Source organism: Rhodopirellula baltica SH 1 (assembly GCF_000196115.1).
Taxonomy (GTDB): Bacteria; Planctomycetota; Planctomycetia; order Pirellulales; family Pirellulaceae; genus Rhodopirellula; species Rhodopirellula baltica.
In genome coordinates this window covers 3,163,647-3,185,719 of the sequence record NC_005027.1, presented here as the reverse complement: position 1 = coordinate 3,185,719, position 22,073 = coordinate 3,163,647, and the positions used below count along the sequence as shown (strand labels likewise).

General features: G+C 55.6%; 12 protein-coding genes and 1 tRNA gene. 11 read left to right on the top strand and 2 right to left on the bottom strand.

What is annotated here, in order from left to right; all coding sequences use genetic code 11:
- The first annotated feature begins 89 nt into the window (after window positions 1–89).
- From smc to RB_RS12315, 3 genes are all read left to right on the top strand, one after another.
- Window positions 90–3,668, top strand: coding sequence for a chromosome segregation protein SMC (gene smc, locus RB_RS12325; RefSeq protein WP_164921931.1), 3,579 nt, complete (start codon window positions 90–92; stop codon window positions 3,666–3,668).
- A 19-nt stretch (window positions 3,669–3,687) separates the two neighbouring features.
- A complete protein-coding gene (corA, locus tag RB_RS12320) occupies window positions 3,688–4,812 on the top strand; it encodes a magnesium/cobalt transporter CorA (protein WP_007335471.1) in 1,125 nt (374 codons plus the stop codon).
- A 169-nt stretch (window positions 4,813–4,981) separates the two neighbouring features.
- Window positions 4,982–6,832 carry a phospho-sugar mutase gene (locus RB_RS12315; RefSeq protein ID WP_011120741.1) on the top strand — a complete coding sequence of 617 codons (1,851 nt, stop codon included), beginning with the start codon at window positions 4,982–4,984 and terminating at the stop codon, window positions 6,830–6,832.
- 16 nt (window positions 6,833–6,848) lie between these two features.
- Here RB_RS12315 and RB_RS12310 read toward each other — a convergent pair whose 3' ends face one another.
- The gene (locus tag RB_RS12310) at window positions 6,849–9,449 is read right to left on the bottom strand and encodes a DUF4159 domain-containing protein (protein ID WP_164921930.1); all 2,601 of its coding nucleotides are present in this window, start codon (window positions 9,447–9,449) and stop codon (window positions 6,849–6,851) included.
- Here RB_RS12310 and RB_RS12305 point away from each other — a divergent pair.
- The 8 genes from RB_RS12305 to RB_RS12270 all read left to right on the top strand — a co-directional run bounded on the left by RB_RS12305 (window position 9,361) and on the right by RB_RS12270 (window position 21,833).
- The gene (locus RB_RS12305; RefSeq protein ID WP_011120739.1) at window positions 9,361–10,464 is read left to right on the top strand and encodes an AAA family ATPase; all 1,104 of its coding nucleotides are present in this window, start codon (window positions 9,361–9,363) and stop codon (window positions 10,462–10,464) included. The genes RB_RS12310 and RB_RS12305 overlap by 89 nt on opposite strands.
- A gap of 257 nt (window positions 10,465–10,721) precedes the next feature.
- Window positions 10,722–13,808 (top strand): PSD1 and planctomycete cytochrome C domain-containing protein, encoded by a 3,087-nt coding sequence (locus RB_RS12300; RefSeq protein WP_164921929.1) that lies wholly within the window; start codon window positions 10,722–10,724, stop codon window positions 13,806–13,808.
- A 44-nt stretch (window positions 13,809–13,852) separates the two neighbouring features.
- Window positions 13,853–15,220, top strand: coding sequence for a DUF1501 domain-containing protein (locus tag RB_RS12295; protein WP_164922839.1), 1,368 nt, complete (start codon window positions 13,853–13,855; stop codon window positions 15,218–15,220).
- Window positions 15,221–15,353: 133 nt separating this feature from the next.
- Entirely contained in the window at window positions 15,354–16,829 is a 1,476-nt protein-coding gene (locus tag RB_RS12290) for an SMI1/KNR4 family protein (protein ID WP_164921928.1), read from the top strand.
- Between the two features lie 39 nt (window positions 16,830–16,868).
- Window positions 16,869–17,678: an adenylyl-sulfate kinase gene (cysC, locus tag RB_RS12285; RefSeq protein WP_007332129.1), complete on the top strand. Its 810-nt coding sequence runs from the start codon at window positions 16,869–16,871 to the stop codon at window positions 17,676–17,678.
- 89 nt (window positions 17,679–17,767) lie between these two features.
- Window positions 17,768–19,651 carry an ABC transporter permease family protein gene (locus RB_RS12280; RefSeq protein WP_007335479.1) on the top strand — a complete coding sequence of 628 codons (1,884 nt, stop codon included), beginning with the start codon at window positions 17,768–17,770 and terminating at the stop codon, window positions 19,649–19,651.
- 23 nt (window positions 19,652–19,674) lie between these two features.
- Complete coding sequence (locus tag RB_RS12275; RefSeq protein ID WP_007324278.1) at window positions 19,675–20,895, top strand: CNNM domain-containing protein; 1,221 nt, start codon at window positions 19,675–19,677, stop codon at window positions 20,893–20,895.
- On the top strand, window positions 20,892–21,833 hold the full coding sequence (locus RB_RS12270) for a CNNM domain-containing protein (protein WP_007324277.1): 942 nt from the start codon (window positions 20,892–20,894) through the stop codon (window positions 21,831–21,833). Before RB_RS12275 ends, RB_RS12270 begins: the two co-directional genes overlap by 4 nt.
- Before the next feature lie 76 nt (window positions 21,834–21,909).
- Here RB_RS12270 and RB_RS12265 read toward each other — a convergent pair.
- Window positions 21,910–21,996, bottom strand: a tRNA-Ser gene (locus RB_RS12265).
- Window positions 21,997–22,073 lie beyond the last annotated feature (77 nt).

Sequence of the window (22,073 nt, the reverse complement as noted above, 5' to 3'; positions counted from 1 at the left end):
CAGCATTTTGGCTAGTCTTGATCCATCGAAACCACGTTTCACCCGTCCGTCGTCTACTTCTTCTTTCGCTCCCGGCAACACAATCATTCATGCTCAAAGCACTCGAGCTGGCCGGTTTCAAGAGCTTCGCTGATCGAACGCGATTTGATTTTCCCGACGGCATCACGGTCGTCGTGGGACCGAACGGTTCTGGAAAGTCGAACATTGTCGATGCGATGAAATGGGTCTTGGGCAGTCAAAGTGCCAAGAGTCTGCGCGGAAAGGATATGTCGGATGTGATCTTCAAAGGATCACAAACTCGCGGACCCGCCGGCGCCGCCGAAGCGACGATCATCTTCGACAACACCGGCGGTCAGATGCCGGTCGACGCACCCGAGGTCCATGTGACTCGGCGAGTCTATCGCAGTGGCGAAGGCGAATACCTGATCAACCAACAAGCCGTCCGGCTGAAGGACGTCAAAGCTCTGATTCGCGGAACTGGTATCGGAATCGATGCCTACAGTCTGATCGAACAGGGCAAAGTCGATCGGATGCTGCAAGCCAACGCGAAAGATCGGCGGGCCATCTTTGAAGAAGCCGCCGGGATCAGTCGTTTCAAAGCCAAGAAGGTGGAAGCGGAGCGGCGGCTCGAACGAGTGCAGACGAACCTGACCCGGTTGGGCGACATCGTCGACGAAGTGGCGACGCGTCTGAAAACGCTGAAGAGCCAAGCGGGCAAAGCAGAACGCTATCGCCAAGCCAGTGACCGATTGAAGGAGCTTCGAACGGTTGTCGCTTGGAATGATTGGTTGACATTGTCGACTGAACTGAACGAAGCAACCACGCAGTTGGAAGCGGCCCAGCGTCAGCATCGCAAAGCCGATACTCTGCGTGAGTCGTTGGAAGAGCAACGGCAAGCTGCTGAAATGCAACTGCAAACGATTGCCGATGCCGCTCGCGAAGCAGAACAAAGCCGCAGCGAATTGTCGGGGGAAATTGCCCGCATTGGTGGTCGTCGCGAATCGGATCAGACAACGTTGGTCGAGCAACGACGCACATTGATCGGACATTACCGTCGTTTGCGTGCGATGCGAACCGAAGCGGGATCGGCGATCGCTGATTTGCGAAAGACAATTGCGGCGTTGGAAGTTGCCGAAGCGGAGCTGGCCGATGTCCAGCAAAAGAAAGAATCAATCGCCGCCAAACGTGATGTGGAACAAGCGACCGTTCATCGGATCGAATCCGCTCGCGATGATTTGCAACGCGATCACTTGGCAGCGGTGCGCCGCGTCGCCGAGCACGAGGCGAATCGAGGCCGGGTGGCTCAGCAAATGCGGGAAGCCGCGCGGGCTCTCGAGGAGATTGCTCGAAATTCGGTGACCGCCGAAGAAGGGCTGAAGACCGCCCTGCGAGATCATGACGAAGTTGCTCGCAACGTTTCGGAACTCGAGAAACGAATCACCGACGCACAACGCGAAGTCGAAATCGCTGACGCGAAAGTTTGCGAGACGCGGCGAGTCTTGGAACGGCGTCGGGAAGAAATTGGATCGCTGAAAATTCGCCTGCAAGGGATCACCGAACGAGCTCGCGTGCTGGACGAGCTGCAGCAGAAACAGGAAGGCGTCAGCGGCGGCGTTCGCGAAGTGCTGCGGATGAGCAATGCCGAGCTTAAAAAGGATTTGGTCGGGATCGTCGCGGATTGTTTTTCCGTCGATCGACAAGTCGCTCCGTTGATCGATGCGGCTTTGGGTCCACGTAGCCAGTACGTCATTGTTCGTGGTGGTTCGGTGAGCGATGCGATCAGCCGGGGTGATATCAAGATTGGTACCCGAGTCGGGATCATCCGTCTGGATGAACTTCCCAACCGGCGTCCCGGTGACAAGATTCGTTTGGATGGGTTGGCCGGCGTGATCGGTCGCGCCGACAAGATGATCGATTGCGAAGTCGAACTGGAACCATTGGTTCGCCATCTTCTCGGCAACACTTGGTTGGTCGACACGTTAGCCACGGCAATTGGATTGCGAAAACTGTCATCGGCGGGGTTACGCTTCGTGACCGCGTCGGGTGACTTGTTGGACAATGATGGATCCAGTGTCGTGGGGCCTCCCGGTGGCGAAACCGGATTGGTCAGCCGACGCAGTGAATTGGCGGCGGCGAAGTCCGAGATGCAGCACTACAGCTATCAAATTGCCGAAGCGGAAAAAGAAGTCGGTCGTTTGACGGGAGTTGTCGATAGCGAAGCGGCAGAGCTTGGTCGTCACGAGCAGGCGATGCGAAAATGGATCACGGAACACGCGGCCGCAGAAGCCAAGCTGCATCACGTGACCGAGCGATTGTCGGCTCGCCAGGCGACCGTGGACGAACTCAAACGATCGTCGGCTTCTCACACCGAATTGCTCGCAACGGCGAAGCAGCAAGACGGCGAACTGGCCGTTTCGATTCAAAAGGGAAAACAAGAGATCGAAACGCTGGAAGCTCAGCGGACCGAGGTGGATGTGCAACTGACGGCGGCGTCGGAGCAACTTCGCGAAGTGCAATCCGAGGCGATGAGCATTTCGGTCGAGGCCGCACGCAGCGAACAACGTGTCGAGTCGTTGACGATCGCCGCTGATGTCGCCCGTCGCGATCAAAGCCAGCGCGAAGCGGCGAACCAGGAAGTTCGCGATGCGATGACTCGAACGCGCGAGCGGATCACCGAGATCGAAACGCGAATCTTGGAAGCCGACAATCGCTTGGCGGAATTGATGATTGCGATGGAATCAGCCGACGCCAAGTTGCAAGTCTTGGCCGCGGAAGCCAATCAAGAACGCGAAGCCACTCGACGAGTCCAAACCGAATCGCAAGCAGCCATCAAGGCCGTCGCCAAGGCAACCGAAGCTGTCGCGACGATCAGTTCGGCTCGCGATGCCGCAGCGCTGAAACAATCCACGCTGGCGGATCGAATCGCCGAGGATTATCAGATCGATCTGCGGAACGATGAACCGCCCGAAGAACTCGCTGAGATTGAGGATCGATCATCGGTTGATGAAGAGATCAGTCGTCTTCGAGGCCAGGTGCAAAACGTTGGCTCGGTCAACATGGAAGCCTTGGAAGAACTCAACGAGTTGCAGGTTCGCTACGACGAATTGCATGGCCAGTACCAAGATTTGACCGCTGCAAAAGATTCGCTTCAACGCGTGATCGCTCGCATCAACGCCGATTCTCGCCGGTTGTTTTTGGATACGCTCGAAGCCATCCGAATTAACTTCCAAAAGCTGTATCGCAAATCGTTTGGCGGTGGTCATGCTGATTTGATCTTGGAAGAGTCGGACGATCCTTTGGAAGCTGGCGTCGAGATCGTTGCCACACCTCCTGGGAAACCAAGTTTCAGCAATTCGTTGTTGTCCGGTGGCGAAAAAGCGCTGACTGCCGTGGCATTGTTGATGTCAATCTTCCAGTATCGGCCCAGCCCGTTCTGTGTGCTGGACGAAGTGGACGCGCCGTTCGATGAAGCCAATATTGGCCGATTCGTGACCGTGTTGACGGAGTTTTTGGACCAATCCAAGTTCATCGTTGTGACGCACAGTAAAAAAACCATGACTGCGGCGACAACGTTGTACGGTGTCACGATGCAAGAGTCCGGGGTCAGCAAACAAGTCTCGATTCGGTTCGAAGATGTCAGCGAAGACGGACAAATCAACGCCGCGTAAACGCGATTTCTTTCTCGCGATGGGGGCGATGTCGGGGAAGTTGCCAATGCGTCTTCGTGTGCACCGGCCGCGGTGGGCTCGTTCACGATCCAAGATTGGAAACGTTCCCGGGGATCTGTCGAGCGATGTTTCGACGAAAAAGAAAGACACCGTTCCCAGCCACATTCGTGTCATCCAGTACGACGGACGAACGCACACCAACGAAGTCGTCGAATCGATCGATAACGAGGACTCGGACAATCCAGACATCGTGACCTGGATCGATTTGCATGGCATCCGTGACATGGAGGCACTGCGTTCGCTTGGGCGACGATTCGGTTTGCACCCACTCGCGTTGGAAGACGTGGTGCAGATGGATCAACATGCAAAAATGGAACGCTACGGCGAGACGTTGTTTTTTATCGCCAGGATGCCGGTTGGCGACAATGGTTTTCAGACCGAACAAGTCAGCATTTTCTTGGTCGGCAACACCGTCATCACCATTCAGGAGAAGGTCGGGGATTGCCTCGATCCCGTTCGCGATCGAATTTCGCGGGCAATGGGACGTATTCGAGATCGCGGGGCGGACTACCTGGTCTACGCCGTTATCGATGCAATCATCGATGGCTATTTCCCGATCATTGATCGTTACGAAAGCCATTTGTCTGAGATGGCGGAATTGCTTCAGGATGCGGACAACGACAATCTTCCGATGCATTTGCACCACATACGGGCGGACTTGTTGTCGATTCGAAAGACGGTTCAGCAACACCGAGACGCGTTGCGGTTGTTGCTGCGGGAAGGTGACGGCATTTTGGCCAATGACACGCGTTTGTATCTCCGAGATTGCCAGGACCATATCGGGCAATTGATGGAAGCAGCGGACACCGACCGCGAGACATGCGGCGAATTGCGAGAGCTGTATTTTGCGTTGTTGGGGCAAAAAAATAATGACGTGATGAAAGTGCTCACGATCATCGCAACGCTTTTCATCCCAATGAGTTTTGTCGCTGGGATCTATGGGATGAACTTCGACCAGAAAGCATCGCCCCTGAATATGCCCGAACTGGAATGGAGTTTTGGTTACCCGTTCGCTCTTTCAGTGATGATGGTTTTGGCATTGAGTCTGCTGTACTTCTTGTACCGCAAGGGATGGTTGTGGTAGCCGCCCCGGTTTCGATTGGCCCGCTTCTAAGGCTCATTGCGGGCGAATTCGCCCAGTGAAAGGGCCTTCGGATCGTGCGAACGTTAGGTGGTGAGACAGCCCTTCGGGGCGTAGAATCTGGGCCCACTGATTCGACCTGTCTCCCCGTTCTCCCCGGTGCGATCTCATCATGACTTCTGGTTCCAAACCTGTTTCGTCCCCATCCATGACCGTCGACGAAGCCTTGGCCGCAATCGATCAAGCTTGCCAAGAAAAGAAACTGACCGCTGGAGCCGTTGAAAACATTCGATCTTGGTTGACCGAAGATCGTTACCGCGATTATCGCGACCAAACCATTCAACACATCGCCGATGGCATGTGGCAAAAATTGGATGACGTTTTTTGGACGATTATCCCCTTCGGTACCGGAGGACGTCGCGGCCGGATGTACGAAATCGGATCCAACGCGATCAATGACCGAACGATCGGCGAAAGTGCACAAGGTTTGGCGGACTACGTGGTTCAGTATCACGGCGGTGCCAAGCAACTCTCATGTGCGATCGCCTACGACACGCGTCACAAATCTCGTCACTTCACCGAGCTGTGTGCCGGCATCATGGTCGCCGCCGGTTTCAAGGTTTATCTGCTGGATGATTACCGCGCGACGCCACAGTTGTCATTTGCCGTGCGTCATTTGAACTGCGATTGCGGAATCATGGTGACGGCCAGTCACAACCCGCCGAGTGACAATGCGGTGAAGGTCTATTGGTCCACGGGCGGTCAAGTTTTGCCTCCGCACGACAAAGCAATCATTGACGGCGTGATGAGCTGCCAAGAAATTCGTGCGACTCCTTTCGCGGAAGCAATGGCCGATGGACGTATCGAAGTGGTCACTGACCAAATCGATGCGGCTTTCATTGACGCCGCGTCACAGTGTGCATTCGAAGGTTCGCGTGATGTCAAAGTTCTTTACTCGCCACTGCACGGTGTCGGCGAAGAAGCCGTTGTTCCGTTGATGAAGCGAGACGGTTTTACGCAGCTGGACGTCTACGAAGGGCACCGTGAAAAAAGTGGAGACTTCCCGAATGTTCCCGGGCATGTTTCCAACCCCGAGAACGCGGCTGTTTTCGAAGCTCCCATCGAAACGGCGCGTGCAGGCGGATATGACCTGGTTTTGGCAACCGATCCCGATTGCGATCGGTTGGGCGTGGCCGCTCCGCTGACGACCGATCCCAGCGGCGAATGGGGGACGTTCACCGGAAACCAGATCGCAGCATTGCTGGCCGCCTATGTGCTGGAGCAAACGGTGAAGTCAGGCAAACTGACCGAACGTTCCTACGTCATCAAGACCTTGGTCACCACCGAATTGGTTCGCCGGATCGCCGAGTCGCACGGTGCACGCTGCGTTGGTGATCTGTTGGTCGGATACAAATACATCGCTGAGGCGATGGACCGCGAAGGTCCCGAAGATTTCGTGTATGGATGTGAGGAATCACACGGCTACCTCGTCGGCACGTACGCACGCGACAAAGATGGCGCGGTCGCTTGCATGTTGATGGGTGAGCTGGCGGCGAAGTTGAAAGCCGAAGGCAAGTCGATGCACGAGTACATGGCGGGCTTGTACAGCAAACACGGTTTGCATCGTGAGAATTTGATCAACGTGTTCATGGAAGGCAGCGAAGGGATGGCTGCGATGCAAGGCTTGATGAAAGCTTTCCGAGCCGAGCCACCAAAATCGCTGGGCGGAATCGCGGTCTCTCAAGTGCGAGACTACGGCAGTGCAACGATCCTGAATGTGGCCGAAGGATCCACTTCACCGCTGGAAGGTCCAAGTGGAAACTTGGTGATCATGGATTTGGAGATGGACGGCAACTACGTCGCTGTTCGCCCCAGTGGCACCGAGCCCAAAGTGAAATTCTATGTGTTCACCCGCTTGGAAGCCGCCGAGTCGCAGGACGCGAGTGCGGCGGACATCAAACTGTCCGATCGCTTGCGTGCCATCGAAGAAGACGTCCGCGACTTCGCCCGCCTGCACTCGTGAGACACGTGGATTCAACTCAGCGATTGAGCGAGTAGAGGACCAAGCCCGCCAGAATTCGGGCGGCGTCGGTGGTGTTGTAGCCGGGGCACTGGACCGAGTTTTGAGACTCCAGTGCACAACTGAGATCGAGCGGTGAGTAGTACACCGCGGCTTGGTCGTCGACTTGAAGTAAATCGACAATCGGTGTTGATCGCACTCGACTGATTTTGAGCGACTGGTTTTTCTGACGTTCGCCAGATTGGTTGGTTCGCCGGATGGTGACGTCGCTCAGGTCGTAGCCGCCATATCGTGTTGTCCAGGCGGGATGTTCTTGTTCCATCGGCTCGAATGATTCGCCCGAAAACAGGTCGGCGAGTTGCGTGCGGATGGATGTCCCAAACGCTTCGTTGCCGCAGATGGGGCTGGCGATGATGATGCCACCTCGGGATGCAAACGCTCGCAACGCATCTTTCTCTGACGGTTTGAGGTTCACCGCGGTTTGTCCGTGTAAATACAGCACTCCCACGCGGGCCAATGATTCCTCGGTCAGCTCAATCGGATCGTTCACGGCGATGACTTCGATCGCCAATTTTTCGCGGATCAGCGTGGCGGCATTCGGAAGGGCTCGCAGGGCTTGTTTCTCGCCCGCACCAAGTGCACCGACAGCGATTGGGATAGCCCCGCGTGTGGGCGGAGGTGCGGTTGATCCATCGATGATCGATGTTGCATCGAGCTTGTTTTTGAGCTCTCGTCCGGTGGCATAAGCGATGATGTTTTCGCCGATCGAAATGCCCGCTTCAATTTGAGGTCGCAGGGCGGCTGGCATGTCGCCGTTGCGGAGAAGTGGTCCGCTGTGTTGCCATCGACACGACAAACTACGCGGCGAATAGAACACCGGTGTTCGGCAACAAGCACCGATGCCGTAAACCCAGTAGTCCGTGCCGATTTCCGTCGGATCAACGGGGCGTTCGGCAAACCAAACCGGATGGGACGGGGGCAAGCGTTCGAGTTGGTTGCCGGGAAACCATCGTTGACTGAGGTCGATCACGCTCGCTTGAAAACCGGAAGCATCGCCACATCCGTCTCCGCCGATCGCATCGAACAAAATCGTTCCACCTTGATCGATGTATTGCTTCAGTGTGTCGACCAGTTCATTGCTGAATTGCATTCTCTGCGAGCCACGAATCACGATCACGGGAACTCGCAAGAGATCGGCGACCGTTGCGCCTTCGGCTTGGATCGTTTGCCAGGTTAGCTCCTGCGACCAATCGCGTTCGACATGTCGCACCAGTTGTTTGAGAGAAGTCGAGAACGGAAGCGAGGCGGTGTTGTTCGCGTCGAGGGTTCGAAGCGATGGGTGGTCGAGTTGGCCCACCACGACTTGTCGTTTGCCTTTGGAAAGGAACAGCAACGCGAACGAGGTGGCAACTTCCCGTTTGCTTTCAGCGGGCCCCGATCCGATCCAGAACCCGCGAAACGCATCTTGGAGATTGACCAAATGTTCGGCGCCTTCGCGGTACCAATCGTGTCCGCCAATCAAGCGACGACCCGACAATCGCCCGACGCGTTCGATGGCATACAGGTAATAGAAGTCGCTCGACAATGTGCTGCCCGGGTTGGTTTCCACCGTGAAAATATTGCTGAGAAACTGAAAGCCATTTTCAATCGCGGGATCACCGGTCTGTTCGTTGCAGCACTGAAGTGTCTTTTGATCGCTTTGGAGTGTGCTCAAAGCATCTTGCGCGATCAGCAACGAACCGATTCCTGCGCAGGTCATGCTTCCCGTTGGATCATTGGATCGGTATGGCCACCCTCCGCGTTGCAATTGCAAATTCCGCCAATAGGCTTGAGCTCGTTGGAACACGGCTGGCTCAACTTCCACGCCTCGGTTGACGGCTTCCCCGAGAGCCAGCAGCGCAAACTGACTGTTCGATGGGTCGCCATCGCCTTTGCGATCGCCGTAGTCCCACGCTCCCGGATTTCGCGAATTGGCGGCTTTTTGATTGGCGGTCAACCAAGCGACATTGCGACGAATTCGAGGCAGGTCACCGAGAGCACCGACTTGGCAGAAGACCAATGTTTGCAGGCTGACGGCGTAGGTTTGTGTGGGTTCATAGCGGCGAAGGTAATTCAGTGCTCGGACCATATCCGGGTCGTTGCGGGACACACCCGCGTTGAGCCACGCCAGGGTGCAAAGTGCGGACAGGCCGCAAGATTGCCCCGTAAACTCGTCCCATCCTCCCCGGTCGGTTTGTGACTTGCGAAGGTATTCGACTCCGCGATCAATCGCTCGCTGTACCGTGGGAGCATCGATGCGAGCGTGGTTGTTTTGTGCGGTGCAGTGCTGAGCGGAATTCGAGATTGTGGTGACGATGCAAAGCACAACGATGATTGCACACCGATATCGCTTGCTTGCCGCAAGGCGTAAACTGCGAAGACTCCCGCATGCGAGCATTTGGCTGGATTGGTTTGGATTCACAACGCCATCAAGTTGAGCCGTGCGGTGACAACCCGTGTGACTCGATACATTGTGATTTGGACTGTGATTCATGGCTGATCCTTCGGTTCCGACCCCTCCACCGATGAACCCCGCCGCAGGAAATGCAGCGTCAAATGCGAGTTCAGGTGATGCGTCCAAGCCACGCAATTTGGCCGACGTGTTGCGAGAGTTCTCGGAACACCAACAAAAGATGCGGGATGAGTTGGCAAAGGTCATTGTGGGCCAAACAGACACGATCGAACAGTTGCTAGCGGCCATCTTTACTCGAGGGCACTGTTTACTCGAGGGTGTACCGGGGCTGGCCAAGACTTTGATGGTCAGCACGCTCGCGAATATTTTGGATGTGTCGTTTAAGCGGGTTCAGTTCACGCCTGACTTGATGCCGTCTGACATCACCGGGACTCAAGTGATGGAAGAAGATGAAACGGGACGGCGAAGTTTCCGATTCGTTGAGGGACCGATTTTCGCCAACATTCTGCTGGCCGACGAGATCAACCGAACGCCACCGAAAACCCAGGCGGCTTTGTTGGAGGCGATGCAGGAACGTCAGGTGTCGGTGGGGCGGGAAACGCACGCTCTTCCTGAGCCGTTTTTCACGATTGCGACGCAGAACCCGGTGGAGCAAGAAGGCACCTACCCACTGCCGGAAGCCCAACTCGATCGATTCATGTTCAACATCAAGATCGATTATCCCTCGGCAGAGGAAGAAGAGAAGATTCTGATGGCGACCACGCGAGGCGAGTCGGCGACGGTGAACAAGATTCTTTCCGCACGAGCGATTCTGAACTGTCAAAAATTGGTCAGCAGCATCGCGGCCGGACCACTCGTCATCCGATACGCGGCCCAGCTCGTTCGGGCGACGCGGCCTTCGGATGAGTCCGCTCCCAAGTATGTTCAAGAACTCGTCGATTGGGGGGCCGGACCTCGTGCCGGGCAAAACTTGATCGCCGGTGGGAAGGCCATCGCGGCGATGAATGGCCGGTTTAGCGTGGAGCCAGGCGACATCCAGAAAATTGCTTTGCCGGTGTTGCGTCACCGGATTGCGACCAACTTCCAGGCGCAAGCCGAGGGGATGAATACAGATTCTGTGATTCAACGTCTATTAAGTGACATCCCAATTCCGGAACCAGCTAAAATGGAACGCTCTAAATGACGAGGTTTTGTGGGTGCCATGAGTTCGTTGCGGCGTGACGGTCGAAGCGGCAAACAAGTTGTGTTCCCAAACCGAGTCACTCCCGCCTGATGCCCACCCGACAAATTTCTGCCATGTCGTATCGCTCGCAAATCCAATCGAAATGCCACCATGCGCGATCGCTGCAAGCAAGCGTCTGTGAAAAAGGTGTCAGGTACCTTTTTGGTGCGATAGGCAAAATACCTAGTTTGCCAAAAAGGTACCTGACACCTTTTTTGATGTTGTTGGCAGTGACTTGTTGGGCGGACGATGAATCGGATCAGCGTGAGTTCTTTGAGAATCGCATTCGACCGTTGTTGAGCGAACATTGCTACGAGTGCCACGGATCGGATGTTGATGAGCGGCAGGGCAGCCTGCGAGTCGACCACGGGTCGTTTTTGTTGAGCGGTGGCGACTCGGGACCGGCCGTGATCGCGGGCGAGGTCGATGACAGTTTGTTGATCGAGGCGGTTCGTTTCGAATCCTACGAGATGCCCCCTTCGGGCAAACTTTCCGATGACGATATCGGGGCACTGGAAAAGTGGATTGCTGAAGGAGCCTATTGGCCAGAGGAACCGTTGCCAGAAGGAGCCGATGGCGAGGTTAGTTCGTTCGACTTGGACGACCGTCGCGAAAACCATTGGGCGTGGCAGCCAGTCCGTGACAGTGCACCACCGGCGGTCAGCAATTCGGATTGGACTCGTGATTCAATCGATCGATTCATTTTGGCGAGTCTAGAAGACGCTGGACTTTCGCCACCAAATCCCGCCGACCGCAAGACGTTGGTGCGTCGGTTGACGTTTGCTTTGACTGGTTTGCCGCCGACGCCGGGAGAGGTTGCGAAATTCGAAAGTGATTCACGTCCAGACGCGATGCATCGTTTGCTGGACCGGCTGATCGCTTCGCCCGAGTTTGGGAACCGATGGGGCCGACATTGGTTGGACTTGGTTCGCTATGCTGAGTCGCGCGGGCACGAGTTTGACGCCGACATTCCGAACGCGTCGCAGTACCGCGATTATGTCGTGCGAGGACTCAATTCGGATGTCCCGTACGACCAATGGGTACGAGAGCACATCGCCGGCGATCTGATGACTCAGCCACGAATGAGTTATCAAGGACCCGATGGTGGAACCCCGTTCAATGAATCAATTTTGGGAACGGGTTTTTGGCATCTGGGCGAATGGGTTCACTCACCCGTTGATATTCGAAAAGACGAATCCGATCGCATCGACAACATGATCGATGTGATGTCGAAGACATTCCAAGGCGTCACAGTCGCATGTGCTCGATGTCACGACCATAAGTTCGATGCCATCTCGACGGCCGATTACTACTCGTTGTCGGGATTCCTGCAAAGCAGCGACTACGCCGAAATTCGTTTTGACACGATCGAACACAATCGTCGCGTGGCAAGTGACCTTCAGGAGCTGGACGAAACCTATCGCAAAAAGTTTGCGACCACGTTTGCGGATCTGTATCACACTGCTGAGCTTGAGAAGTTGGATGCCGACTGGCCCGAAGCGGTCGTGAATTCGTTTGATCAATTCAAATCGGAGGACTTTCGGCAGAACGGTTTCATCTTTGGCTCCGGACCTCTTGCCGCGGGCGAACCGCAATTGCACCTGCCGTCCGAGGCGAGTTCTGCTGATGCAGAATCAATCGCTCAGCACTTGGTCGTGCTGACAAGGAATTCAGTTGCGAAGAACGATAAGGCTTGGAACGGATTGGAGTCCATTCGATCTAAGGCAACTAACGCGAGAGGAAAGTTAAAGGCTTACCCGCGTCCAGGTCGAACGCTGCGTTTGCCGACGTTCGAATTGACCGAGCCAGTTGTTTCGATTCGGCTTCGTGGAACCGGTAACGTTTTCGCATGTGTTGACTCGCACCGTTTGGTGGATGGTCCGTTGCATGGCGAATCCATCGTCAAGTTCAAAGAAGTCGATGGCTGGGTTCAAATGAATCTTGGTCGATACATCGGCCATCGATTGCACCTGGAGTTCACACCCGCGGAAGACCAAAGCATCGAAATCCTTTGTGTCGCTCAGTCTTCCAAGGAGGATCTCAGTGCGACGCGGAAAGATATCCAACGTCGAATCGACGCGGAAGCGGAACGAGTTGCTTCGTTGGAAGAGACGATTCGAGAGCGTGTCGCCTCGGATGAATCGATTCGATCGGACGTTGTTCAGTGGCAATCCGAGTGGTTGACCCAGCGTCAGAAATTGGCCTCACAAATTCGAAAGCGATCGCGATTAGCGGTTGGCATGATCGACGGCAGCGGTGAGGACGCGGCAATCTTGATTCGCGGCAACTCTTCCAGTGAAGGTGACATTGAACCTCGGCATTTTTTGACCGCCATCACGGGCGGTGAACGCATCGGCGACGCAACCGGGAGTGGTCGTTTGGAACTTGCCGATCAGATCAACGATCCGAACAATCCGCTGACGTCTCGTGTGATCACCAATCGCTTATGGCATCATCTTTTGGGACGAGGCATTGTGCCGACCACGGACGATTTCGGTGTGTTGGGGATGCGTCCGACCCATCCGGAATTGCTAGATCATCTTGCCACGGACTTTGATCGTCATGGGCGCCATCTAAAGTGGATGATTCGGCGAATCGCTCTGACAAGCACCTATCAGATGTCGATGCAAAGTGTCTCTGAAGAGATGGCTTTGCACGCTAAATCAGTTGACCCCAAGAACGAGTTGCTGCATCAAAGCAATCTGCACCGACTGGAGGGAGAGGTCATTCGGGATAGTTTGTTAGCGATCTCCGATCAACTTGATCGATCGTTGGAGGGCGATTCGGTGCCGATTCGTTTGACATCGTTCATGAACGGTCGAGGGCGTCCGGCGAAGAGTGGTCCACTAGATGGTGACCGGCGCCGATCGATCTACTTGGCCGTCCGGCGGAATTTTCTGTCACCGATGATGAGCGTGTTTGATACACCCAATCCGTTCAGCACGATGGGGCGTCGCAATGCGTCCAACGTTCCCGCCCAAGCACTGGTGATGCTGAACGATCCATTGGTGAAGAAACAATCGCAATTGTTTGCCGAGAGGGCGATGCGAGAAGTGCCACCGACTCATTCATCTGGTTCCGGCGAGTCCTCGCGATCGGTCGATACGAAGATGGTCGAGCAGCGAATCGACTGGATGTTCTGGACCGCGCTCGGGCGTCCTGCGGAGGCGGCCGAATTGGATTCCATTCGGGAATACATACAGGCATCGAGTGAGACTACGGGAGCGACCGTGGATGATGTCTCGTTGTGGGCCAACGTGGCTCATGCCATCGTCAACACCAAAGAATTTATATTTGTGCCATGACCGGTTTATCAACTTTCGGACATCCGTCGATCAGTCGGCGTCAGATGTTGGCTCAAACTTCAATGGGGTTTGGTGGTGTGGCGTTGGCTGCGCTCATGAATGAGGCAGCGGCTGATCATGCAGGTCATGGAGTTCATCATCCCGCGAAGGCGAAGAACGTCATCTTCCTTTACATGGATGGTGGGCCGTCACAGATCGACACGTTTGATCCGAAGCCATTGCTGACCAAGATGGATGGTCGTGAACCGGGTGATTTATTCCGCGTCGAGCCGACTCAGTTCAACAACAACGGCAAGGTTCTTGGCAGTCCGTGGAAGTTCAAACAACACGGTGAGAGCGGCATACCAGTCAGCAGTTTGTTCCCGCACGTTGCCGGATGTGTGGACGAGCTGGCAGTGGTTCGCTCGATGGTTTCTGAATTTTCCGAGCACACATTTGCAAACTATTTTTTGCACACCGGAAGTGGATTGCAGGGACGTCCAAGCATGGGTGCTTGGGTCAATTACGGTTTGGGGTCGGAGTGCAACAACCTTCCCGGGTTTGTGGTCTTGAACGGAGGTTTGATTCCTCCCGGTGGACTGGATTGTTTTGGCAACGGTTTTCTGCCGGCCACCTACCAAGGATCCGTCTTTCAGCCACACGGCACCGCGGTTGCCAACATCAAGTCACCTGAACCGGACATCGGGCGGCAGCGAGCACATCTCGATCTAATCAGCAAATTGGATTCCGAAGCGATGCGTCATGGGCTTCGGCACGACGCGGTCGAATCTGCGATTGCAAACTATGAATTAGCGTTTCAAATGCAAGCGGCGGTTCCGGATTTGATGTCGATCAAGGATGAGCCGGAGCACATTCGCAAACTGTATGGATTGGACGCGAAGTACAAGCCGACGCAAATCTACGCGGCCGAATGCTTGATCGCTCGTCGCTTGATCGAACGCGGCGTACGCTTCATCGAGCTGACGTGTCCGCAGGTGGGCGGGGACCGTTGGGACCAGCACAGCAATCTGAAGGCCGGACATGAAAACAACGCCCGCGCGGTTGACCAACCGATTGCTGGTTTGCTGAAGGATTTACGTCAACGCGGGCTGTTGGACGAGACGTTGGTCGTTTGGGCGGGTGAATTCGGTCGAACGCCGTTTGCGCAAGGAGCCAATGGCCGCGACCACAATCCGTTCGGTTTCTCGATCTGGATGGCTGGCGGTGGGATTCGGCCCGGTATCACCTACGGTGCAACGGACGAATTTGGCTACAAAGCAGTCGAAAACCGAACCGAAATTCACGATTTGCATGCCACGATGCTGCACTTGATGGGGGTGGACCACACGCGGTCGACGTTCCGGTTTGGTGGTCGAGATATGCGGTTGACCGATGTGAAGGGGCACGTGATGGACGCGGTCATTCAGGCTTAAGGCGGCGTGAAGCGGGGCTGACGCTCTTGCGGTGACTTCGTGTCCAGGGTTAGTGTTTGGGCCAACGCCAGATGCTCTACAATCTGGGTTGCCTTGCTTTTCTCCTCTTTTCTGCTGTCGCACACCGCAATCTGTGTCTGATCCTCTGGACGATGCCGAGACACCCACCGGCCCGAACGCTTCGGTTCAATCAGGTCGGGCGTTGGACGCTGCGCCCAAATGGTCAGATCAGCTCGAGCAGCGGTTTGGTTTGAACCTGCAGCCTGATTTGGTTTCGTGGTTTGACGATGAGGTTTGGCGGACACCCGGAAACGGCGAATTTGTCGTCGCCGTGTCGCCGGAAACACTGCTCAAGCCGATTCCGGATCCGGTTTGGCCGCCACTGATGCCGCCTAATTTCTTGCCGCTGGTCGGTAGCCACGCGGGAGATTGGCTGTGCCTTCGATTGGCCGACGGCGAGAATTCTTCGTCAGGAATCACCTACGACCTCTGCCATTGGTATCACGGTGGAGGCGATTGGCTGCCATGGGGAAGTTCTCTCGCCGAAGCATTGTTGTTTGATCAAATCTTGCCGTACCTTCCCGCGAGCGATCAGCGTCACGCGATTCCCTCGCCGATGGACAGCGGTCGCCCGGCCCAGCCTGGTGCAAACGCTTGGCAGGATTGGATGGTACGGTCATTGCCCGATGCCATTCGTCCCATTGCTGAAGAGCAACGCTGGCGATCCGGTGGAACCGATTGGATCGACGCTTTGATTGCGGAAGGAGTTTGCAACGTCGCGATCGCCTGTCAATTGGTAATCGATGCATTGAGCAACGAGCTGACGCATCGTTTGAAGCCGGCCGATACGAATCGGATGGGCATTGCATGGAACGACATCATGCGATGGGGTTTTGATTTGCGATCCTTGCCCAACGATGTCGCTCAACGATTGCGGGACGAAGGCGTCGCACAAGCGGAAGCGATGGATCCGGCTCAACAGGATTGGCAGCGGATCGAGGACCTGTGTCAGCGCGCTCATGCTTTGGTTCCCGAGTTAGCTTGGGCGGCCGAGTTGCTGGGGTATTGCCGTCTGCAACGTGGTGATTCCGTTGGGGCGACGGTCGCGTTTTTAAGTTCCCTGCGTTGCAGTGTTTTCACCGACCAAAGCGTTCGACTACGGACTCACTGGGCCACATCCGGATCGGATGGAATGGCCAAATTTGGTGCCTATTGGTTGTGTCGGGAAAATGAGTCTTCGTCGGCGACATGGGATCAGGCATCGGGAACCAATGGCGAGAACGCTTCCGCGGTGGCCAACGCGGTGCCCACTTCCATTTTGATGTCTGAGTACCTGGACTGTTTGCAAAACCGAGAAGGTGGTTCAGTACGCAGTCGTTTGACGTCGTTCTTCTTGGACCGCGCCGAGCGGAATTCCAACAATGGGGCAAGCGCCGAAGCGGTTCGATGTCTTTACGCCGCTGGATGGGATTTGGGCACCGAACCGATGACACTGTATGCGGACCTGCTCGGGCGATTGGTCGATGCGACGCAGTCCGCCGGGTGGACATCGCATGAAAATCTCGCTCGCATGCACCGAGATTGCTTCCGAAAACGATACGGCATTTGACTCCTTCACCTGCGTCGATTGCCGAAATGAGCAATTAGGATGGAAGCCGTCAACGCTGATGTGGCCAATGAACACTCACCCAGTCATTCCCGATCAATCGAAAACATGAGCCAGTCCAACTCTGACGACTCCGCGTCTAGCAGCACCCAACAGGCCGGCGACGGCCAAGACGATGTGCAGCAAAATATTGTTTGGCACGCCCACACGGTTTCTCGTGAAGACCGCGAAAGCAAGTTGGGGCAACGCGGTGTTGTCGTTTGGTTCACTGGGTTGAGCGGATGCGGCAAGAGCACGATCGCGAATGAGTTGGATCGGTTGCTGATTGATCGTGGAGCGACGTGCACGTTGCTGGATGGCGACAATGTGCGTCACGGTTTGTGTGCTCCTCCCTCGGTGTTGAAAGAAGAACATGGCGAAGATTTCGCCGGGCGGTTTGGATTGGGGTTTGGTCCGACCGATCGCGAAGAAAACATCCGCCGGATCGGCGCGGTCACCGAGTTGTTCGCATCGGCCGGCGTGATCGTTTTGGCCGCTTTCGTCAGTCCCTATCAGCGGGATCGAGATCGGGTGCGAAATACGATTGAGAGCAGCGGCCGGGCAGGTGATTTCCTGGAAGTTTTTGTCGACACACCTTTGGAAATCTGCAAGCAGCGAGATCCCAAGGGGCTGTATCAAAAGGCGATCGCGGGAGAAATCAAAAACTTCACCGGAATCAGCGATCCCTACGACGCGCCGCCCTCGCCTGAGATTCACTTGAAGTGGCGTGAGGGCCAGACGCCTCATGATCAGGCATCGGAAATCATCCGTGAAATGGAGAAACGTGGCGTTCTCGGGCCCGCGAAGGGCTGAAAATACTCGCCAAATCGAACCATTCTTGGAGTCAATGCTTAACGACTTGATTCTCGATTGGGCGGTGATGCATTAGACTGCGACCGCACGTGAATCCTCTCGGCGACCTCCTTCGGCAATTGCCCCACGGTTTGATCCCAGTCATGCTCGGCCCCGTTTTTCAACGCGAAGCATCCGTCGTCCCCAAGCGACCAGCGACCTACGTCACACGCGGTGTCTATTTGATGGCACTGTTTCTGTTGCTTTGCACCGGATATTTGGTGCTGGACGGTTCGCGTTCTTTGGCGGCCAACGCGGACGCGGCCAAATTTGGTGGCTGGATGTTCCGTTTACTCGCGCCGCTTCAGTTGGTGATTTTGTCAGCGTTGGCGGCGGTGGGGGCGGCCAGCAGCGTCGCTCAGGAAAAGGACCGCCGGACCCTAATTTTGATGCTGATGACCCGTCTATCAGGTTTCGAGATCGTTGGAGGCAAAGCGGCAGCGACTTTGTTGTCACCGTTTGCACTTTGCGTCATTTCGTTGCCGCTGTTTCTAACGTTGCCTTTGTTGGGCGGAGTCGCACCGGGACAAGTCTTGGCGGTCTTCGCGGTCACTTTGGTCAGCGTTGTTGTCTCTGCTGCGGTTGGTACCGTGGTCGCGTTGTGGCGAGAAAAAACATTTCAATCGATCGCTCTGACGGTGTTGGTCTTGCTGCTGTTGGTTGCGGCGGGTGAGATCGCAGCCTCCATGTTCGGCGACGACTCGAAGTGGGCAATGGCGATCAGTGCCCCACGAGCTTTGTTGGCAGCCACCAACGCGGATGCGGGTTGGTCCGCATTTCTAACTGACGGTGGCGGATTGTTTGTTTTGGTTGGCAGCATTCTGTCAGCCGTTATCCTTGGAATCGGAATTGCCAAAGTTCGGGTGTGGAACCCATCGCGAGAAGTTCGCATGAAAGCACCCGAAGCCGAAACCAGCGAGGAGTTCGAAAGCGAGGCGTTTCAACGCGATCGAGAAAAGGATCCGGAGTCCTGGAAAGTTCGACAGCCTCGGCCGGTTTGGGACAATCCGATTCTTTGGCGCGAGATTCGAACGTGGGCTTACGGCCGCAAGATCATTCTCATTCGAGCGGTCTTTGTTTTGATCTTTGCGATCATTGCCACAGCGGTTTACTTGCAGGTGGAAAGCGGCGTTGCGATGGAACCGGCAGGCCGCATCGGACGAGCCTTGCCCGCGGTGACGATTCCTGTCGCGGTGCTGGGAGTGATCAGTTTGGTTCTGGTCAACGCTTTGGCCGTCAACGCGGTCACCGGCGAGCGAGATGGGTTGGCGTTGGATTTGTTGTTGGTCACGGATCTTCGTCCCAGCGAGTTTGTGTTTGGCAAACTCTGGGGAGTCATGTACGCCGCGAAAGAGATGATCATTCTGCCAATGTTGCTGACGATCTATTTGGGGCTTTCCGGCGTGATGACCATTGAAAACATGGTTTACACGCTGTTGGGCGGATTCGCTTTGATCGTTTTTGTTTCCATGTTGGGAATTCACTCGGGGCTGAACTATGTTTCAGGCCGGACGGCGACGTTGGCTAGCCTTGGCACGGTGTTTTTCCTTTGCGTCGGAATCGCAATTTGCATGACGATCATGGTCAGCTTCCGAGGTGCATTCCAGCTTCAGTTGGCGCCGTTTTTGGTCATGATTTTGGGAGGCGGGCTGGCTCTGTTCGCTGCTCTTGGTTGGCGGAACCCTTCGTCGGCGATTTTTGCTGCATCGTTCGCGTTGCCGCTGATCACGTTTTACGCGATCACTCAGTTTCTATTGCAGACCGATCACTTGTGGGTCGTCTTCAGTCTGCTTGCAGGATATGGGTTCACGACGGCGGCGATGATGATTCCCGCGCTCAGTGAATTTGATGTGTCGTTGGAACCGGACCGCGGGAATGAGACAACGCGAACAACGGGTGACAGTCCCGAGGCGTTGCCGGGGACCACGAATTGAGCGAGCTGATGTCGAAGTGGCCAATGTTGGTCGCGATGCTCGTACTCATTGTCGCCAGTGGACTGTTCAGCGGCAGTGAAGCCGCTCTGTTCTCGCTGAAAGAACGTGATCGCAAACGAATTGGCCGCAATGGTGCGCCGGGACGTGTGGTGACGTTGTTGCTTGCGGAGCCGGATCGATTGTTGGCTGCGATCCTGTTTTGGAATCTGCTGATCAACATGACGTACTTCACGCTGGTCGCCATCGTTTCCGCGGATCTTTCGCGGCCTGGGATCTTCACGCTGGTTTGTCTGCTCACGATCATCTTCTTCAGCGAGATGTTGCCCAAGAGTTTCGCGGTGATGACGCCAACGAGAATTGCTTTGATGGTTGGCGTTCCAATGACAATTGCGGTCGGAATCGTTTCGCCGATCTTGCCGTTCGTGAAATGGGCCAACGAAGCCGCCGGGCGTTTGCTGTGGCCGACATTCGAGCCCGAACCAGAGATCGAATTGACGGACATTGAACGTGCGATCGAACTTGGGACCGATGACGCAACGTTGCTCCGACGAGAACGGTTGGCACTTCGATCTTTGGTGATGATGGCGGAAATCCAGGCTGACGAAATGATGCGTCCGCGTAGCAAGCTGATGATTGTTTCACCTCCACTGGAAACATCGCTTTTGGCGGAAGGATCTCCTCCGGGCGGCTATCTCATTGTCGCGGATCCCGAGGATCCTTCCGGTCAAACAATCCTCGGTTCGATTGCGGTTCGACTGCTCCGGCCGCAGCAGATTGACGATTTGCCTTCGGCGGTCGAAAAGGTCCTGCATGTACCATGGTCCGCAAAAATTGCTCAGGTCTACGACCAGTTGGACGAACAAGACATCACGATGGCGGTTGTCGTCAACGAGTTTGGTGAAGTCGTTGGTGCACTGACCGTCGATGACATTCTGCGAGGCGTGTTGGCGAGTACGGATCAATTGGACGCTGCCGAAGATCAAATTAAACAATTGGGTGGCAAGCACTATCGAATGCCTGGATCGACCAGTTTGCGTGCGCTCGCGAAAACGTTGGAGATTGATTTGCCCGAAGAACGTACCGCCACCGTTGGCGGGCATATTCAGCGTCACAATGAACGCGTTCCGCGTGCCGGAGATGTCGCTCCGTTGGCGGAATACGAACTGGTGGTGACTGAAGAAGACGAAGACGGGATCTGGATCGAAGCTTGGTTGGGCCCTGACTCGGAGCGTTCATCATCATGATGTTGGCTGTAGGTGTCTTTTTAATCGGGTTGATGCTTTCCGCGTTTTTCAGCGGCAGCGAAACCGGGCTGTACCGGGTCTCACGCACGCGATTGGTGCTGGATGGGCTGAGCGGTTCGTTCGCCGGCCGCGGACTGGTGTGGATGATCAACCATCCCGCGATCTTTGTCGCGACAACTTTGGTCGGAAACAACCTGGCCAACTACCTGACCAGTTTGGCGATCGTGATGTTCGTTGGTGCGTTGATAGGTGGTGGGGAAGCGATCGAATTGGCTGCCACCGTGATGATGACGCCGGTCGTATTTGTGTTTGGTGAACTACTGCCAAAGCACCTTTTCTATCAAGCACCTTATCGACTTTTGCGGGGCACTCGTTGGTTGTTGTTGATCGCGACGATTGTGTTTGCTCCGATCTCGTTGTTGCTCAGCTTGCTAGGCAATGCGTTGCAGAAGCTGACCGGCGAAACCCCGTTTCGCTTGCGTCTGTCGATGGCACGTGGTGATTTGGACCAGGTGCTTCAAGCGGGGCAAGACGCGGGGATTCTGGCGGTGGGACAACGCAACCTGGCCCAGAATGTCTTTGATGTCGGCAATGGGCCAGCCATTCAGTTTGGTGTGCGTCCCGAGCGATTGGCGGTTGTGGACTCTCCCGTCGATTTGGAACTTGCCCGTCGCCAAGCACGCAGGCAAAACCACCCCATCATTTTGGTGCGTCGCAAAGGTCGGATCATCGGTTTCTACCGATACTCTGATTTGGTTTATCAAGAGCAGGTTCCTGCGCCGCTGCCGATTGTTCGCGGTGCGTTGACCGACCGGCATTTGGGCGTACTGCTGCGTTTATACGACGCTCACAGCGATGTGGCGGTTTTGTACGAGGCCAGCGGAAAGATCGGCAGCGTGGTCACTCGCCGGCAATTGTTGCAGCCGCTACTCGGCTGATTCGCGGCCGGGATGGCTCCTGCGATTGCCCTTTGGATCCCAGCCATTCGCAAGGAACGTCCGAGTTCAAAAGAAGCGGATGGGGTGGGATTCGAACCCACGGTAAGGTCTCCCCTACGCTAGTTTTCAAGACTAGAGCCTTCGTCCACTCGGCCACCCATCCGGAACGGGGATTTTAGCAGGCCACCGCGACTTCGCCCAGACGAGAATGCAGTCTCCTGAGCAAACTGTCGCGCACTT

Coding starts and splice junctions, on each gene's coding strand:
- smc (WP_164921931.1), top strand. CDS start 90: ATGCTCAAAGCACTCGAGCTGGCCGGTTTCAAGAGCTTCGCTGATCGA.
- corA (WP_007335471.1), top strand. CDS start 3,688: ATGGGGGCGATGTCGGGGAAGTTGCCAATGCGTCTTCGTGTGCACCGG.
- RB_RS12315 (WP_011120741.1), top strand. CDS start 4,982: ATGACTTCTGGTTCCAAACCTGTTTCGTCCCCATCCATGACCGTCGAC.
- RB_RS12305 (WP_011120739.1), top strand. CDS start 9,361: ATGGCTGATCCTTCGGTTCCGACCCCTCCACCGATGAACCCCGCCGCA.
- RB_RS12300 (WP_164921929.1), top strand. CDS start 10,722: ATGTTGTTGGCAGTGACTTGTTGGGCGGACGATGAATCGGATCAGCGT.
- RB_RS12295 (WP_164922839.1), top strand. CDS start 13,853: ATGTTGGCTCAAACTTCAATGGGGTTTGGTGGTGTGGCGTTGGCTGCG.
- cysC (WP_007332129.1), top strand. CDS start 16,869: ATGGAAGCCGTCAACGCTGATGTGGCCAATGAACACTCACCCAGTCAT.
- RB_RS12275 (WP_007324278.1), top strand. CDS start 19,675: ATGTTGGTCGCGATGCTCGTACTCATTGTCGCCAGTGGACTGTTCAGC.
- RB_RS12270 (WP_007324277.1), top strand. CDS start 20,892: ATGATGTTGGCTGTAGGTGTCTTTTTAATCGGGTTGATGCTTTCCGCG.